The sequence below is a fragment of the uncultured Nostoc sp. genome (assembly GCF_964245575.1).
Classification (GTDB): domain Bacteria; phylum Cyanobacteriota; class Cyanobacteriia; order Cyanobacteriales; family Nostocaceae; genus Nostoc.
Window position 1 is genome coordinate 1 of sequence record NZ_CAXTNP010000026.1, and the last position, 17843, is coordinate 17843.

12 protein-coding genes are annotated in these 17843 nt (G+C 43.1%); 8 read left to right on the top strand and 4 right to left on the bottom strand.

The genetic code is table 11. From position 1 onward, the window contains the following. Both ACFFAP_RS06545 and ACFFAP_RS06550 read right to left on the bottom strand, forming a co-directional pair. On the bottom strand, nt 1-1954 hold a 1954-nt coding region (locus ACFFAP_RS06545), incomplete at its 3' end, for a phosphoenolpyruvate carboxylase (RefSeq protein ID WP_375510465.1). A gap of 101 nt (nt 1955-2055) precedes the next feature. Continuing rightward, entirely contained in the window at nt 2056-2430 is a 375-nt protein-coding gene (locus ACFFAP_RS06550) for a hypothetical protein (RefSeq protein WP_375510466.1), read from the bottom strand. 293 nt (nt 2431-2723) lie between these two features. Here ACFFAP_RS06550 and ACFFAP_RS06555 point away from each other — a divergent pair, with 293 nt between their 5' ends. From ACFFAP_RS06555 to ACFFAP_RS06575, 5 genes are all read left to right on the top strand, one after another. Beyond that, the gene (locus ACFFAP_RS06555) at nt 2724-5735 is read left to right on the top strand and encodes a DUF1574 family protein (RefSeq protein WP_375510467.1); all 3012 of its coding nucleotides are present in this window, start codon (nt 2724-2726) and stop codon (nt 5733-5735) included. Between the two features lie 150 nt (nt 5736-5885). Next, nucleotides 5886-7385, top strand: a complete 1500-nt coding sequence (locus ACFFAP_RS06560; RefSeq protein ID WP_375510468.1) for an MBOAT family O-acyltransferase — start codon at nt 5886-5888, stop codon at nt 7383-7385. A 351-nt stretch (nt 7386-7736) separates the two neighbouring features. Further along, nucleotides 7737-8819 (top strand): photosystem II q(b) protein, encoded by a 1083-nt coding sequence (psbA, locus tag ACFFAP_RS06565; protein WP_375510469.1) that lies wholly within the window; start codon nt 7737-7739, stop codon nt 8817-8819. A gap of 211 nt (nt 8820-9030) precedes the next feature. After that, nucleotides 9031-9708, top strand: coding sequence for a Uma2 family endonuclease (locus ACFFAP_RS06570; RefSeq protein WP_375510470.1), 678 nt, complete (start codon nt 9031-9033; stop codon nt 9706-9708). Nucleotides 9709-9791: 83 nt separating this feature from the next. Next, the gene (locus ACFFAP_RS06575) at nt 9792-10232 is read left to right on the top strand and encodes a trypsin-like peptidase domain-containing protein (protein WP_375510471.1); all 441 of its coding nucleotides are present in this window, start codon (nt 9792-9794) and stop codon (nt 10230-10232) included. 520 nt (nt 10233-10752) lie between these two features. Here the strand turns inward: ACFFAP_RS06575 and ACFFAP_RS06580 are convergent. Further along, nucleotides 10753-11874, bottom strand: a complete 1122-nt coding sequence (locus ACFFAP_RS06580) for a protein kinase (RefSeq protein WP_375510472.1) — start codon at nt 11872-11874, stop codon at nt 10753-10755. Between the two features lie 301 nt (nt 11875-12175). On the opposite strand from ACFFAP_RS06580, the gene ACFFAP_RS06585 reads away from it, so the two are divergent. Then, nucleotides 12176-13567 (top strand): malic enzyme-like NAD(P)-binding protein, encoded by a 1392-nt coding sequence (locus ACFFAP_RS06585; RefSeq protein ID WP_375510473.1) that lies wholly within the window; start codon nt 12176-12178, stop codon nt 13565-13567. 119 nt (nt 13568-13686) lie between these two features. Here the strand turns inward: ACFFAP_RS06585 and ACFFAP_RS06590 are convergent, their stop codons facing one another. Next, entirely contained in the window at nt 13687-14490 is an 804-nt protein-coding gene (locus ACFFAP_RS06590; protein ID WP_375510500.1) for an Rpn family recombination-promoting nuclease/putative transposase, read from the bottom strand. 242 nt (nt 14491-14732) lie between these two features. Here ACFFAP_RS06590 and ACFFAP_RS06595 point away from each other — a divergent pair, with 242 nt between their 5' ends. Together ACFFAP_RS06595 and ACFFAP_RS06600 are read left to right on the top strand one after the other, a co-directional pair. After that, complete coding sequence (locus tag ACFFAP_RS06595) at nt 14733-17021, top strand: PhoD-like phosphatase (protein ID WP_375510474.1); 2289 nt, start codon at nt 14733-14735, stop codon at nt 17019-17021. 179 nt (nt 17022-17200) lie between these two features. After that, nucleotides 17201-17674, top strand: coding sequence for a hypothetical protein (locus ACFFAP_RS06600; protein ID WP_375510475.1), 474 nt, complete (start codon nt 17201-17203; stop codon nt 17672-17674). The last annotated feature ends 169 nt before the right edge of the window (nt 17675-17843 follow it).

Sequence of the window (17843 nt, forward strand, 5' to 3'; positions counted from 1 at the left end):
CTCCCGGGGAGGCAGGGGGGGATGAATTTTCATCCACAACACTTTCTGCTTTTGTCTGTTTGTAGCCGCCAGCTAATAAAGCGCGATATAACGGGAGTTCAAACAGTTTCCGCATGACGCTTCTGGAGCGTTGTAAGTCTTCTACTGTCTCAAAGAGGGGGACTACTTGAATGGTTCCGACAGCAATGGCGGGGTCAAAAAGTCTGGCTTCTTTGGCTAACAGTAGTACTTCCAGCACGTCGCTCACGTCACGGCACATGCTGATAATGTAAGTTTGGCAGATATTTAGACCAAATTCTTGTTGGAGCGATCGCACGACGCGAAAGGTTTCAATTACATCGTTGGTTTTTTCGGAAAATGGCAATTCTCCTGGAATTAACGGCCTCCGGGTTTGCAGTTCTCCTGTGAGCCAAGCGACTCTTTGCTCCTCAGATAGTTCGTTGTAAGGTTGAGGTAATATTTGCAGGTATTCCAGTATCTCATTCAGCGCATCGGCGTGGCGCGATGATTCTTGGCGGATATCTAACTGTGTCAAATTAAAACCAAAAATTTCTACCTGACAGATCAGATTTTCTAATTCTCGACAGCTTAAACCTGTTTCTGTCAAGTTGCGCTGAATCATCCGCAGTTCTGCTAAAAAATCGTCTCCCGAAAGATACAGGGGGCTATCTTGATTTTTTGGCGTTTCCCGATTGTACAATGCTAGATTGCGATCGCGAGTATTTTCTAGCCGTTTCAGTACATAAGCCAGTTTGAGCCGATAAGGTTCTTGTCGATAACGCAGCGCCAGTGCGTCATATACCTCACTCAACTGGGACTGATCTAACTCTAGAGATTCCAGTAAATCTGGTAAGACATCGCTCCAGTGCATTGACACACTCAATAATTCAATCAGATTTTTCACTGACTGAATATATCTCCCTAGCACCATTTTGCGCTGATAGCAAGCTGTTTGCCAGGTAATTTCTGGTGTGACTGATGGGTTCCCATCCCTGTCTGAGCCTACCCAAGAGCCGAAAGAGCAAAAGTTTTTACTCGGTGGTTCTAGCCAAGGGAAGGTATTAGATAGAGTATGTTTGAAACGTTTATAAAGTTGAGGAATGCCATCAAATAAAACTTCTTGGAAGTAGTGTAGAGCATAATCTACTTCATCTAGCACAGTGGGTTTGAATTGGTGAAGTTCGTCTGTACGCCACCAGAGGCGAATTTCTTCGAGCAATTGATCGCGGACATCTGCTGCTTCCCAAGCATATCCCCCACCTGTAGCACCAGAATGGTTTTCCAAGGTATCCAGTTTTTGCAAGAGTTGTACCACCTGGCGCTGCTTATCCCGGATAGTATGACGAACAATTTCCGTCGGGTGGGCTGTGAAAACTAAGCGCACATCTAGATGAGCAATTAAACGTTGAATTTGCTGGGGTGGTACATTCAGTTTGAATAAATAGGGAAACAAGGCAGCAAAAGTACCTTTTGGTTTGACTTGCGCTTTTTCTAGATAACTCTTTCTTCGGAAGTCTGCTGCTATTCCCCTGCTAACAGGCGCGTCCTCTTCTCTTTGATTAGACGAATAGTTGGCATTTGATGGTGTTTCTGGCACTGTAGCCTCTGTTTCTGCCTCATAGCGACTCAATTGCTGCCGTTGTTCGTATTCCTGCTCTATGATGTTAATCAACTGAAAATACAGAGCGAAAGCACGAGCTGCACGAATTGCTTCGTTGATATTCAGTTGTTCAATCAATTTTACGGCTGAGGATGCTTGGTCATTTGTTGCTTGTCCTTCTGGTGAACATAAATCGCGCAACTGCCGCAACAAGTCTACCATGTTTTGACCGCATTCTTGCCGGAGAACTGACTCCCACAATTCTTCCACTACCTGGAGACGATGACGCAAAAATAATTCCGACACCGGGTATATATCCGCAGTTTGAGACGAAGAGTATAAAAGGGAACCCATATTCTCTATGTTGTAAAGCTAATTACTGTTTACGCTTCTAGGTTTTGCACTTAATGCTCACCGGGTTGTTCCTGAGCAAATAATTATTTGGTGTATACTTTCTAAGTTTGATTAGTTTTGTGATCCTCTGGGAAGTCGAGGTTGGGTAGGCGATCGCCTCGCAATAATTCTTCACTGGCTTCCCCTATGGCTTCTAGTGCTCTGACTGTAGTTTTTCCGGTAATAAGCAGCAGTAATATAGACGCTGTACCTATTTGTAAAAGGAACGACTGAGGAATGGTAAAGAAATCGAGATTGGATGCGGGGTTAGTTGAGGGTTGTTGGTTGGCAGGAGGCATTGCTAATTTTTGGTTATGGGAATTAGGAGAGACGCGATTAATCACGTCTGTACAGGAGTCAGGATTAGGAGTTAGGATGACTCCAACGATAAAGGAATGGAGTTGAAATGGGATAAGCTTGTTGTTTGTGTCGCCCATTAGAGGCGTTACGCGAATCCAGCTTTAAACGACAAATCATCAGCCAGTCATATAGAATTATTCTGACTCCTAGCTGCTAACTTCTGAATTCTGACTCCCTATTAGTAAAATAAACGCAAAACTCAACATTAGTCAGACTTGCAACCTGTACAAGACTATCTTGGCCGATTTTATGAGCTAGGAAGGTAACAAAATTGTTAAAAAAAATCGTCAGAGTGTGATAGACCTATGGTTCTAGTTTACAAGTGCAGGCACTATCCCCCAACAATCGCTGACTGTAAAGTTAACTGAGCATGAAAACAGTATTACCAGATCGCCAGCAATCCTTAGTGCAGTGGGTAAGCCAAGCAACAGGAATCAACACTTTCGGGGTGAAAGTCCGGTTACGGGGAAACAACCTTCATATTCTTTGTGAAGGTACAGAATGTCCGCAGCGTTGGCATACTTTGTCTGACTTGCTGCAAGCACTACAGCAGACAGACTTAGATATTCTCACAAGCGACGAACAACCCTCAATATATCAAGTATTTGTCTATGGCCGAAGAAAAGGGGAACAGCGCCCTAACTGGTGCCATCGCGTTTACTTGAATCAAATAGATAAGCATCTGGAGCAGGTAGAGCAAGCGCTGCTAGAAGATTCGGAAAAATCAAAACAATCGGCTGGGGCGCTGATTGTCTCTAACGAAAGTTTGGCACGTCAAGGGAACCCGGAGGCAATCGCTCGGTATCTGAGCGAAACTCTGAGTACGTTAGGTGTATCAGTACAGGCAAAGATTAAGCTATATAAGCCAAAGAACTCTCAGCCAGAAGAAAATCGCTTGTGGATATTTTGCCAGTCGAGCTATAGCCCTGATGCATCGTTGCTTGCTGAACCAATAGCACAGAAGTTGCGTTATCTCAAGCTTACCGGCTACCAAGATGCAGTAATTGTTTCCCAGGTGAGCGGCGAAACTGCCCCTGATTGGCTACTGCGGGTGGATTTGACGCCACCAGAGGTAATGCTGAAGGAATGGGCACGTTGGGGGGATATACAAGCGATCGCGCGATTATTAACTGAGGTATTATCAGAGTTAAAAGTTGCTATCCAAGCTTTTCTTAAAGAATCAACACTACACATCTTTTGTAGCCCAGCTTTTGATCCCTTAGGAACTGCGCCAATCCCCGACAAAAAAGTGTGCTTAGAGGCGATTTTACCGCAGCTAGAAGCGATCGCACCTCAAGGTATTCTCGCCGCCACCATATACGGACAAAAAGCAGGCGACAATGAACCAACTTGGATTGATTGGCTAGCTTTACCTGCTACAAAATATCCCGCCTTTGCCACATCACCGCTAGATTTGGTAAATACTGGCGATGAACCAGCCATCATATTTTTACTGGAGCGTTTACTCAATCCTGACCTGGATTGGCGTTTATTGACAGGTGGAGTTCGCGTACTTCTGCTGAACAAAAATGATTTGTTGCACATCATGTGTGATGCACCTGTTTGTCCAGGGCGTCAGCAAGTAGCAACTAAAGTTACACAGTTTATCCGCCAGTTAAAAATTCCCGGTATTATAGGGGTACGTGTCTACGGTCGCCGGGCTGGGAATAAAGAACCTTTTTGGAATTATGGCGTTGATCTTGAGCATCGCCAACGTTTAGTACCAGAAGCAACTCCAGAATTTGCTGCTACTTCTAAATACGTTAACGATCTGGTAACCTCTGAGACTAGTGAGCCAATTTTGCGCCCTGACTTAACAACAGAAGAAGTTCAAAGTTTTGTCACTGAAGTCGCGCGAGATTGGATGACAAGGGCGAGTGCAACTGCGAAAAAATTCCTGTTACAAAGCCAGTTATTTATCGAAAGCGATCAGTCAGCAGAACAAAGCCGTGATGTTCAAGGACTTAAGGTCGCTTTAGTGTGGGGAACACTGGGATTATTACTTACCTTTCAAACTGATTGGGTGTTGGGTCGAATTATTGCAATTACTACACCTTCACCAAAAGTCGCCAGTGTCTTGCCTTCATCTTCGTCTGGGCAAAAGGCATCTTTGATATCTGGGAAAACTCAGAGTGAGAAAACGACATCTTTTACCAGTACTTCCAAAACAAAATCTTCTCCAAATCAGAGTTCTGTATTTAATGCTTCGGAGTTTACCCAAAGTGATGATACTCCGACAAATAATTTGGCAGCCGCACCACTGAAAGAAAAAGCAACCGCTACCGCTATTCTTTTAGCAGCGCGATCGCAGATGCCAAGTTTTAATGTCAGGCAGTTAGACGAGCAACTAGCACTGTATAAACAGCGTTTGGCTAGAACTGGTACTCCACCAGATGTGTTGATTATTGGCTCCTCCCGCGCTCTCAGGGGAGTAGATCCCGCAGCACTTTCTAAAGCTTTAGCGACTCAGGGCTATCCAAATCTTGATGTATTTAACTTTGGGATCAACGGTGCCACCGCACAAGTTGTAGACTTTGTGATTCGCCACGTACTGGAACCATCAGAACTGCCTAAAGTAATTATCTGGGCAGATGGGGCCCGTGCTTTCAACGGTGGACGCGAAGATATTACCTTTAAATCCATCGCTGCATCAGCTGGTTATAAACAAGCATTCCAAAAAATACCGACAACTGCAAATAGCAATGATTTGCCCAAAAATCAGACAAGTTCGGAAGAACAAAAGATAAAAGAAGAAAAACCGGAAATTAGCGCCTATGAAGCTGTCGATCAGTCGTTAAATCAGGCTCTAGCATCTCTTTCTGCTAGCTATCCAAACCGCGACCAAATTAAAAGTTTACTGCAAAAACAACTGCTTATAATTGGTCGCAATCAGACAATTGCATCACAAAGACACCTAACAGACGGTACTTCAGATGAAAGTACTTCCCAGCAAGCAGTTGATTTTGATGGCTTTCTACCTTTGTCAATTCGCTTCAATTCTGCTAGATACTATCAAAAACATTCTAGAGTTTCGGGAAATTACGACAATGACTATAAATCTTTCCAAATAGAAGGACAGCAAGATGCTGCCTTTCAAGAAGTGCTTCAGTTTGCCCAGTCTCAGAAAATTTCTTTAGTGTTTGTCAACATGCCTCTCACGGAAGATTATTTAGATCCAGTGCGTAGACAATATGAGCAAGAATTTCAGCAATATATGTTGCGTCTAGCTACTAATCCCAACTTTATTTATCGAGATCTGAGCCAACAGTGGCCAAAAGCAAATGACTACTTTTCTGATCCCAGCCACCTCAACCGCTTTGGAGCATACGAAGTCTCCAAAAAGCTGGCTAATGATCCGATGATTCCCTGGCCAGTGAAGTAGGGGAGTGGGGAAGAAGCAGGGAACTCTTAGCTGCGAGCAAGGGAGAAGAATTTTCCCCTCAGCAAGAGCAGCCCCTCGCCCCTGGAGCCTCTTTTCAATGCCCCATGCCCCATGCCCAATGACAAATGACAAATGACAAATAACTAAAAAATGAACTTTATATCAATTTTTTATGGGCTGTTCTTGTTGAGTGTGTTAGGAATTTATTGGTCTTTAGCACAGCAGAAATTGCGATTGTGGACGCTGCTAATTGCCAGCTTGGTTTTCTACGCATCTTTGCAGATGCAGTACATCCCATTACTATTAGCATTGACGTATATTAATTTCCGTGTGGGGCTAGAGATTGGGAAAAATACCTCGCCAGGAAAACATTCTCTTGACTGGCAAATTTCTAATGAAGAGTGGCAATTTGCCCAAGGTGACTGGAATCGCCGTCGTTTAAAAGTTTTGTGGCTGGGGATAGTTCTAAATGTTTTACTGTTATTAGGTTATAAGTATTTTACCCCTTTGTTCAAGTTTGTTTTTAATGTGCAAACAAACTCACCAGATAGCTCTTTTAAATTAATTGCACCCTTAGGAATTTCATTTTTTACCTTTGAATGCATTGCCTATTTAGTAGATGTTTATCGCGGTGCCCCTGCTACTGAGCAGTTTCTCCAATTTGCTACCTACAAATTATTCTTCGTAAAACTGATTTCAGGGCCGATTACGCGCTACCACAACTTAGCCAATCAATTCAATACACTAGACTTACCCAATAGCGATAGAGTCGCTGAGGCGCTGTGGTTAATTGCTAGAGGCGCAGTCAAAAAAGGTATTTTTGCAGACCACCTTGGTATTTTCGTCGATTTATGTTTTGGTAATCTACAACGGGCAGGTAGTACCGATCTCTGGTTAGCTACATTCGCCTACGGTTTGCAGTTATATCTAGATTTCAACGGTTACGTAGACATCGCCCGTGGTAGTGCGATGCTTTTCGGCTTGGTTATACCTGAAAATTTCGATTTTCCCTACTTCAGCACCAATATTTCAGAATTTTGGCGGCGCTGGCATATCACTTTAGGAGATTGGCTACGTAACTATGTCTACTTTCCTTTGGGTGGTTCCCGTCGGGGTTTAGTCCGTACCTGCTGGAATTTATTTATTGTGATGCTAATCGCTGGTATCTGGCACGGTGCTGCTTTGGGTTATGTAGTTTGGGGCATATTCCACGGTATAGCCTTGGTGGTTCATCGACTTACAGATACTATGAGCGATCGCTTTGAAAATCTAGAACAATTCTGGCAAAATCCTCTGGGTATCTTTGTCGCTTGGTTATTGACTCAACTAATGGTTTTTACCTCTTGGATTTGGTTCCGCTTACCTAATCTCCAAGACTCTTCTTTAGTAATTAGGCATCTTTGGGGCTATCCGGCTGACGCTCAGTTTGCTGAAAAGGTCTATGTAGAAGCCTTAAATATGAGCCAATACCAACTCACTTGCGTACTTCTAGCTTTAGCTGCCCTTATGGCTCTAGTCTATACCTTCAACCGAATACTGAAATTAGAGTTTAACTGGCCCCTTAAGCTTGTCTTCGTCCCCCTATGTTTCTACGCTGTTTGGTTATTAGCTCCTGAAGGCAGTTTGCCCTACATATACTTTGATTTTTAACTGAAATATCAGACAACAGAGAACTTATTATCTCGTTACAAATCAGCCAGATTTAAAATCTTTCTCACAGGCTAATTGTAAAAGAATGTAAAGTCAAGTAACTAAGGAATCGCATCATTAGAAAGTGATAGCTAGTTTGGTGTTGAAGTGGCTTAAAAAGTCTCAATCCATTGCTTTGTATGGCTATTCGTTATAGTAGAAAACTTTAGAGTTCGATGAGCTTGTTAAATAATTTTGTTACAGAGTATTAAGTCACAACTCACGTCCAAGTAAATTCATGTAGACTAGATTTCAACAGGCGAACAAAATCCGCTTGTTCCATATTTAACAACCCATAGCACTTATAAAACCATGACCACAACCTTACAACGGCGCTCTGGCGCTAGTGTATGGGATCGCTTCTGCGAGTGGATCACCAGCACTGATAACCGTATATATATCGGTTGGTTTGGTGTACTGATGATCCCAACCCTGCTAGCTGCTACTGCTTGCTTTGTAATCGCCTTCATCGCAGCACCTCCAGTAGACATTGATGGAATCCGTGAACCCGTTGCAGGTTCTTTGATCTACGGAAACAACATCATCTCTGGTGCAGTTGTTCCTTCCTCCAACGCTATCGGCTTGCACTTCTACCCAATTTGGGAAGCTGCTTCCTTAGATGAGTGGTTGTACAACGGTGGCCCTTACCAGTTGGTAGTTTTCCACTTCTTGATCGGTTGCGCTTGCTACCTGGGTCGTCAGTGGGAACTTTCTTACCGCTTAGGTATGCGTCCTTGGATCTGCGTAGCTTACAGCGCACCTTTGGCTTCCGCTACCGCAGTATTCTTGATCTACCCAATCGGTCAAGGTTCATTCTCTGATGGTATGCCTTTAGGTATCTCTGGAACCTTCAACTTCATGATTGTGTTCCAAGCAGAACATAACATCTTGATGCACCCCTTCCATATGTTAGGTGTGGCTGGTGTATTCGGCGGTTCATTGTTCTCTGCAATGCACGGTTCCTTGGTTACATCTTCTTTGGTGCGTGAAACCACCGAAACCGAATCCCTTAACTACGGTTACAAATTCGGTCAAGAAGAAGAAACCTACAACATCGTTGCAGCCCACGGCTACTTCGGTCGTTTAATCTTCCAATACGCTTCCTTCAACAACAGCCGTTCACTGCACTTCTTCCTAGCAGCTTGGCCTGTCGTCGGTATCTGGTTTACCGCTTTGGGTATCAGCACGATGGCATTCAACTTGAACGGTTTCAACTTCAACCAATCAGTAATTGATTCCCAAGGTCGCGTCATCAGCACCTGGGCAGATGTGATCAACCGCGCTAACTTGGGTATGGAAGTAATGCACGAGCGTAACGCTCACAACTTCCCCCTAGACTTAGCTGCTGGTGAAATTACTCCTGTAGCAATGACAGCTCCTGCTATCAACGGTTAATTCTGAAGATTTAGCTGAATAAAAGGCGCCCTCCAGAAATGGGGGGCGCTTTTTTGTTGTAATTATTTTAAAACGGAGTGTTTAATAAATCCTGTAGTAGATTTTGTTCTATTTCCCATTTGCATAGACGCCCTCTCGGCGGCTTGTAGAAGACATCGCACTCCACTATGTTAAATTCAAGCTACAACTCCTGCGGATGAGGAATTAGGTAATGGCTGCTTCTGTGGAACATGGCTTAAATAATAGCGCTTTTATCCCTCCCTCAGAAAGTGGCGATCGCTTAACCCGCCACGAATTCGAGCGTCGTTATACAGCAATGCCTGATAAAAAAGCAGAATTAATCGAAGGAGTTGTTTACGTGGCATCACCCCTGCGTTTTAGAAGTCATGGTCAACCTCATGGACAGTTAATTACCTGGTTGGGAGTTTATCAAGTTTCCACTCCAGGTTTAGCGCTAGGTGACAATGCTACCGTGCGCTTAGATTTAGACAATGAACCACAGCCTGATGTTTTGCTGTTGATAGATAAACCAGCCAGAGGACAGGCGCAAATTAGTGAAGATGATTACGTAGAAGGCGCACCGGAATTAGTAGCAGAAGTAGCAGCCAGTAGTGCATCGATTGATTTGTACGACAAAAAACGCGCCTACCGCCGCAACGGAGTGCAGGAATATATCGTCTGGCAGACTTTAGAGAATAAACTCGACTGGTTCTGTTTGCAAAATGGTGAATATTTACCACTTGTGGCAGATGCAGATGGTGTGATTAAAAGTAAAGTATTTCCAGGTTTGTGGTTAGCTGTCACCTCATTAATCACAGGAGATATGACGAAAGTTATAGCAGTACTGCAACAAGGATTAAATTCAAAAGAACACGCTGAGTTATGTTGAGGGTTTAACTTAGCAAAACTTAGGATTTGCCTTGCTGGCAGTACCTGTGGCTTTGCAAGCGCCTGTAATTTATAGCCAAGCAAATGCAACAGCTAGCTGAGTCGATCGCAGTCAAAGTCCGATCAAAAGACTTTTTGGGATCGAGGATTCTGATTCACAGAAAAGGGTCGGTTTATCAAATGCTTACCAACGCCCACGTACTCAGGTCGGGTAAGCCACCTTATCAGATTCAAACTCCTGATGGCTTAATCTATGCGGCTGATTTGTCCAAGATGAGCGATCACTCTGTTGCTTCCTATTTTAAGGGTAACGATTTAGCTGTATTATGGTTTCGTAGTCCCAAAATTTGCTATACAGTTGCATCTCTAGGCCATGCATCAACTTTGAGTGTAGGAAATGAAGTTTTTGCTGCTGGGTTTCCCTTTGACAGCCAAGCTGACTTTTCCCGTTATCTCTTTAATGAAGCGATCGCTTACTATACCCCTAACTCAAAGCCCTATTCTCTCATGATTGATTCTCATTAAATTAAATTGTTGATAATTATATAGTGTGAAACCCTGGATATTTCGTTGTTTTACGACTTAACGGGAAAAGTCAGATTCGTGCCTTACCATCTCGTCGGTAAAGAGTGCTTTCAAAGTGCTGAGTTAGGACAGACGCGATTAATCGCGTCTGTACAGGAGTTAGCAGTTAAAAATTTCTCCCCTTGCTCCCCTGCTTACACTCTGTGCCCTTTCAGCAAATTAGTTAATTTCTAATGAATCAATCATTTGTTCAGCGATTTTTAACAAATCATCATATTGACTTTCTTCCGATGCATAAGTAATTATGTAGGCTTTATTGTTGCTTAAAGTCCAAACTGCTTTCCGTTTTACAGTATATTTATCTTCATTTACCCGAATAAACTACTTCATGTGCTGGGCGATTTGCTAGTTGAGTTAAACGTGATTTATCAATTTTTGCATCCGCAAGAAATTGCGTTATTTCATTAACTCTTGAGCTAGTATATTCATCCAATGAAATAGGTTCTTTTAAATCTTCAATTTATACAGTCAGGTTGCTTTGATAAGGTTTTTCTACATTTTTTTGAGGTGACAAAAATCTAGCTACATCTATTGTAGTTGTGTTATATTGTTCTATTTCTTTGATTGACCAAGTTTTAGGATATTTTATTTTAATTCCATAAGTAAGATTTTCATAAATCAAGGAATTTGTTACAAGTGATGGCTCTTGTGAGGTTGAGCTAAATATTTGTTGTAATTTTGGAATCACCAGCACTGTCATAGAAAATATGATAGTTAACACCGTCAAAGTTAGGGCGGTTTTTTTAGTTTTTGACCACTGTTTATTATTTATCGTTAAGTTTGTCAGTGCTTGTAAAGCTGTAGGTGCTGACTGGTAGCGTTGACCAAAATGGTATCTCACCATTCGATCTAAAATGTCTGCTAGTTGAGGACTGACTTGGACTTGGTTTCGCCAAATAAATTCTAATGTTTTCGGGTCAATTGGTAGTTTGAGAGGGAAAATACCAGTCAGTGCTTGAATTCCAATCATTCCCACAGCGTAAATATCGCTGCAAAGTTGTGGCTGTCCGTTATATTGTTCGCTAGGCATATAACCAGGAGTGCCAACAGCCACTGTTCTTCCCTGATTATTAGCCATCAAGGTGCTGATTTCTTTTACTGCCCCAAAATCAATCAAAAAAAGCTTGCCATCAGCAGCACGTCTGATTAAATTGGCAGGTTTGATATCGCGGTGAATAACGTTCTGCTGATGGACAAACTCTAATATTTTCAATATGTCCCGTAAAAAAGCAATTACTTTCTCTTGATTCCATTGTTGACCAGGTTTTAATTCTGTGCTTAGATCATCACCCTGTACATATTCTTGAACTAAATAAAATTCTTGATTTTCTTCAAAGTGAGCCAAAAGTCGGGGTATTTGCTCGTGGTTGCCTAACCTATAAAGAACATCCGCTTCCGTATCGAATAACCGCATTGCTTGTTGTAAAGCTTGCGGATCAGTAAATTGGGGCTTGAACCGCTTGACAACGCAATGAGGATTGCGAGGTAAATCCATATCTTCAGCTAGATAAGTCTCCCCAAACCCACCCTGTCCCAATTTTCTAACGATTTTGTAGCGCCCTCGGAGCATTGTTCCTAGCATTAAATTCACTCAGGCTCTTACCAATTATCACTCATCGAATGATTGATACTGATTTTCTCACAGAATTTAACATAGAGTCCAAAACTACAAGCTTTAGTCAGTTCAAGGGTGTATGATCAGGAACGAAAATAGGTTCTGGGTTGGAGTTGTGAGAGATTATTTTCTAAAAATATCGTGTATTTTTGGATACATTTACTAAAATGTTACTCGTTTATATGAGTAAAATATTGATTTTAGATTTCCAACAGGTTTTTACTAAACAATTCAATATAAAATCTAAAACTTAAAATCCAAAATTAACATGGCAGACCTAACTCCTAATTCTAGTTTTAGTTTGACACTGCGCTTGCAGATTCCCAATCGTGTGGGGATGTTAGCATCGGTAACCCAGGCGATCGCAACTACTGGCGGTAATCTCGGTCAAATTGATTTAATCGAGCAAACCCGCAAAGAATCCACCCGCGATCTGACTGTGGATGCTGCTAGTACCGAACATGCTGAAACTATTGTGCAAGCAGTGAAAGCATTGCCAGACATCAAGTTACTCAGCGTCTACGATCGCACCTTTAATTTGCATCGTGGTGGCAAAATCAGCATTACCAGCAGAATTCCCTTAAGAAGTGTGTCTGATTTAGCAATGGCTTACACGCCTGGAGTTGGTCGAATTTGTACAGCGATCGCTCAAGATCCAGAGGAAGTTTACAAATTAACCATCAAACAAAACACTGTCGCCATTGTTACCGATGGTAGTGCCGTTTTGGGATTGGGAAATCTCGGGCCAGCAGCAGCCTTACCAGTAATGGAAGGCAAAGCAATGCTGTTTAAGGAATTTGCAGGGCTAGATGCTTTTCCCATTTGTCTGTCCACCCAAGATACAGATGAGATTATCCACACAGTCAAGAATATCGCGCCAGTTTTTGGGGGTGTGAATTTAGAGGATATCGCTGCACCTCGCTGCTTTGAAATTGAAAGAAGATTGCGCGAAGAGTTAGATATCCCCGTTTTTCACGATGACCAGCATGGTACAGCAATTGTCACCTTGGCAGCGTTGTTTAATTCCCTAAAACTGGTACATAAGTCAATGGCGGAAATCCGCATCGTGATTAATGGTGCTGGGGCGGCTGGAGTAGCGATCGCTCGGTTACTCCGTAAAGCTGGGGCAGAAAAAATCTGGATGTGCGACTCTAAAGGGATTATCTCTACTAGTCGTACCGATTTGACAGAAGAAAAACTCGAATTTGCCGTGAAAGCGCAGGGTACATTAGCAGGTGCAATGCAAGGAGCAGATGTATTTATTGGAGTCAGCGCACCGGGAGTTTTGACACCAGAAATGGTGCAATCAATGGCGAAAGACGCAATTGTGTTTGCAATGGCAAATCCGATTCCAGAGATTCAGCCAGAATTAATCAGTAAAGATGTTGCTGTGATCGCGACAGGTCGCAGTGATTACCCAAATCAAATCAATAACGTTTTAGCTTTTCCTGGGGTATTCCGTGGTGCTTTAGATTGTCGGGCCCATACAATTACCACCACAATGTACCTAGAAGCTGCAAGTGCGATCGCTTCTTTAGTTAAGCCTTCAGACTTGGATCGGGAACATATTATCCCTTCCGTCTTTGATGAGCGCGTCGTTACTGCTGTTGCTGCTGCTGTACAACAAGCAGCGCGTCAAGAAGGTATCGCTCGGAATTAATTAAAATAATGACTTTTATGGGATGGGCATCTCGCCCGTCCCACAGCACATTTTTATATGCAATCTCCTATAGTGAAATTGCCAAAACCAGCAAACCATTTTAGTTACTCTCCATCATTTTATGATTTCGGTTGTACAGCTTGTTTAACAACTTGTTCGTCCAAACCTAACGCTTGAGCTATCTGTTCAATATTCAATCCTAACGCCCATAGCTGAGGTATTGTTTCTAACTTTCCTTCTAGCTTGCCTTCTTCTTTACCTTCTTCTTTACCCTCTGCAAAAACTTCTTGGTAAAATCTAGTTTGCTTTAACTCACTTAATCCGAACATTTTTCCCATCTCCTCCCGGCTCAAGCGCGGCAATTTGTAGATTAATATCGTTTCTATCAATTGTATAATTTCCCTCTGTTGGGCGGCATTGAGAATTTCTTTTCGGGCGCTGTTTACAATCTCTATAGCTTTCGCTGTTGCAGTTGATTCTGGTTCAATGATTAGTTTGACTGTCTCAATCCCGATTGATGATGTGGGAATTGAGCTTAACTCGTTCAGGTAAACGCGAGTCACTCGTTGTGAGTTAAGTAATTCTGCATATCTGTCTGTATCTCCAGTATCAACGCTGCGATTGGGGAAGATGACAACACCACGCCAGGTGTTAGTTAATTCAGTTTTGTCGAGATAGTTAAAGATTTCAGCGAATAAACGGGAATAAATTTTTTTATCGGGTTGTAATTGCACCTCAGCAAAATAAATGGGTAGTTCTGGAGTATTGGGTAAAAATACACCATCAATTCTAAATGCCAGTTGTTTGACTTCGACTGAGGAAAATTGGTAAGCATTGGCTAGCGATGGCGGTTGGTTAATGAGTTCAAAGAACGTGCTGGGGAAGCTTTGAAAAATGCGATAAAAGATACTGTCGGTTTTCAAGGCAGCTGGTTTTACAGTTGATGAGCATATTTTACAGTTTTGCGTAGGCGTACTGTTGGCGTACCACTTGCCTACGGCACGCGCAGCGCAGCGTGTCGCAGACAAGCCTCTCCAAGAGTTGGCATCGCTCATTATGAGGCGTGTCAGATTGAGGACTGGTGAAGCACTCGTCCCCATTTGGTGATTGGATTATAAATAAAGCAACATCATCCGAAACACCACCACTTTGTCAACTGTTTGCAATGAAGTATCAAGCTGGCGACGAGTTTTTACAAGAACTGCCGTTGATTTTGGCGGGCCCAATTCTAAAACTTACTGAACCAGAGTCAGTAACAGTATGGGTCGCACTGAAACAGTCTTGTCAGATAGAACTCAAGGTTTATGACACAACAAATGATGGTGAAGCACTAGGAAATTGCTTGTTGGAGGGGGAACACTCCACTGTTGCTTTGGGTAAGTATCTTCACATTGCTGCTATAACGGCTCGGTCTATGGAGGGGAATCGTTTAACTAATAACCGCATCTATGCATACGACCTGCAATTTACTCTTGCTGACCAAACGCAGCAAACGCTACAGCAAGCATTATGCTCAAACTCCTCTCCCACAGTCAGCATCAGCTACTTTGAACATCAAAAACCAACCTTTGTTCTACCGCCAAACCGTCTGCAAGATTTGCAAATTATCCATGCTTCCTGCCGTAAACCTCATGGTCATGGATTTGATGCACTGCCGATTCTCGACGGTTTGATTGAGTCAAAAGCAAATCAACCCCAACACCGTCCGCACCAGCTATTCCTCACCGGAGATCAAATTTATGGCGATGATGTAGCAGAACCATCCCTGTGGGTTGCAAGTACTCTTGGTGATGCCCTTTTAGGTTGGGAAGAACAACTTCCCGTGAATGGAGTATACTGCACTCCCCAGCAACTACCCCCTGGAGAACGGGCTGATGTTGCGACAAATCAAGCTGGATTGACCGCAGGATTACATAATAAATCTGACAAAGTTAACAGTCATCTTTTCAGCCTGGGTGAGTATTACGCTACTTATTTACTAGCTTGGTCGCCAGTGTGCTGGCCCTTTGCATTTCCCAAAGGACACCAAGTAACGCACGATCGCAAAGCTATCAACAAGTGGAACCGACAAGTCAGGCATTTGCGACAATTCATTTATACCCTTGGGAAAGTGCGTCGCGCCCTTGCCAATATTCCCATGTACACCATCTTTGATGACCATGATGTTACTGATGACTGGAACCTAAACCAAGCTTGGTGTTTGCGAGTGCTGGGGCGTCCCTTGGGGCGAAGAATAGTCCAAAATGCATTGTTAGCTTACACGGTGTTTCAAGGGTGGGGCAATACGCCTGAGCAATTTGCAGAAGGGAAACCAGGTGAAAAGCTGTTGGCGGCTACACAAGCTTGGTCAGCTTCCCAAGGGAGAGATGCAAAAGCTGATGAGGCGATCGCTCGCTATGTAGGTATGCCAGCCAACGATCCCCACACAGACTTACCTATTTTAGTTCGAGACGGTTCAGTATTCATTCTGGATCGACATCCTGAAGCAATCACTTGGAACTACATAGTCAGGAGCGATTGCCATGAAATAATTGTGCTGGATACGCGAACTTGGCGGGGTTATCCAGCCGATCAAAAAGCGATCGCGCCGTCGATGCTGCTGTGTCCAAAAGCCTTTGAGCAACAACTAGTTTTACCTTTACAAGAAATAGCTGAACAAACTCAGATTCAAACTACATTTGTGATTGCGCCCACAAATGTATTTGGACTACAAGTGATTGATTGGATTCACCATTGGCACTTACAACAAGAGAAAGTTTTTTCAACGGATGTTGGAGATGCTTGGAACATTAATGTTGAAGCGCTGGCGAAATTCCTAACCACCTTATTTGAGGAACGTCAACAAGTCGTTATTCTATCAGGAGATATTCACTACAGTTCTGTTGCTCACTTGTCTTATGCACGCACCCATTCCAAATTACAGTCTGTCTTAGTGCAGTTAACCGCTAGTGCATTGAAGAATGAAGAGATTTTGACGCGGTTCATTCATACACGATTGAAAGATTGGTTGCTACCAGAAAAGCTGCGACATTGGATAGGGTGGATCAATCCACCCAATATGGTAGAAATTTCAGACAAACAATTACACCATAATCGCCAGTTGCTGACTAACTCACAGTGGCATTGTGTGCTGGAGTGGATACCTCGAAACAGTGTTCAGACTTCTCACTTCAAAGCAGATATATTCTCGTTGATAGCTCCCTGGAAACGTGCCGAAAATGCTAAATGGAAATGGTTACAACCCCTGATGTTTTGGAAATTTCGTTGGGTTCAAGACGGGCGAGAAGTAGTTGGATTGAATAATTTAGGTTTGGTTCACTTTGAGTTAGCAGATGGGAGTAGTTATTGCAAAGTTATTCAAGATTTGTACTGGTTTTCTTCTTGGTATCCAACCCAAATTGTTTATAGCCGTTTTGAGAGCCAGTTAACGCCTAATAAGTCATTGTTACGATGACCCTGGAAGATCCCCCCAACCCCCCGATAAATTGGGGGGCTTAATATAAAGGCTTGCTCTAATTCCCTCCTTTTTAAGGAGGGTTAGGGAGGATCAAGTCTTAAGCAAAGCAAGCGTATTGATTTTGGTTGTATATGTGGGCACTCTAGATTAAAGAAACTTACTGGAGAGTGATTTCTATGTCTACGACCCCAATTAGTGCAACATTGGCACAAACAGACAGAGATACTGTGTTGCAAGCCATTAGCACGATTAAAGAAAAGCTACCATTTTTGGTTGATTTGAGTTCCGACGATCGCAAGACTTTACCCAAGATGGGAGATAAAAGTCGGGCGTTTGTAAGCAAAGCATTAGAGGTGGCGGCGCAGAACCCAGAGTTTTTACCGCGATCGTTCGACTTGGAAGAGATGCAGAAGGACGTGCAATTATTTGAAGCGTTGTATCCGGTGTTATTGTCGTTGACGCAGTTACAAGAGTTGGTAGATGATACATCTCTTGCAGTCGGTAGCGAAGCTTATGCAGCCGCGTTGCAGGTGTATAACTACGCTAAAGCCAGTGGACAGGGCGCGGGTTTAGATGCAGTGGTTGTGGAAATGGGACAACGATTTGCTCGTAGAACTGTAAAGGTCGAGTATAAAGAACCAATGTTGTAGAAAACAAGTCGGTAGTTGCACCTTTGAGGTGCAACGTTGAAGCTCAGAATTTGGATGTTGGAGTTAAAAGCACGACATTCCGAGTTCTGAGCTTAATTATTGGAGTTCAGAGGCTCAACGTTTGAGCAAAAAGGTCGAAGTTCCGAGTTCAGAGGCTCAACGTTTGAGT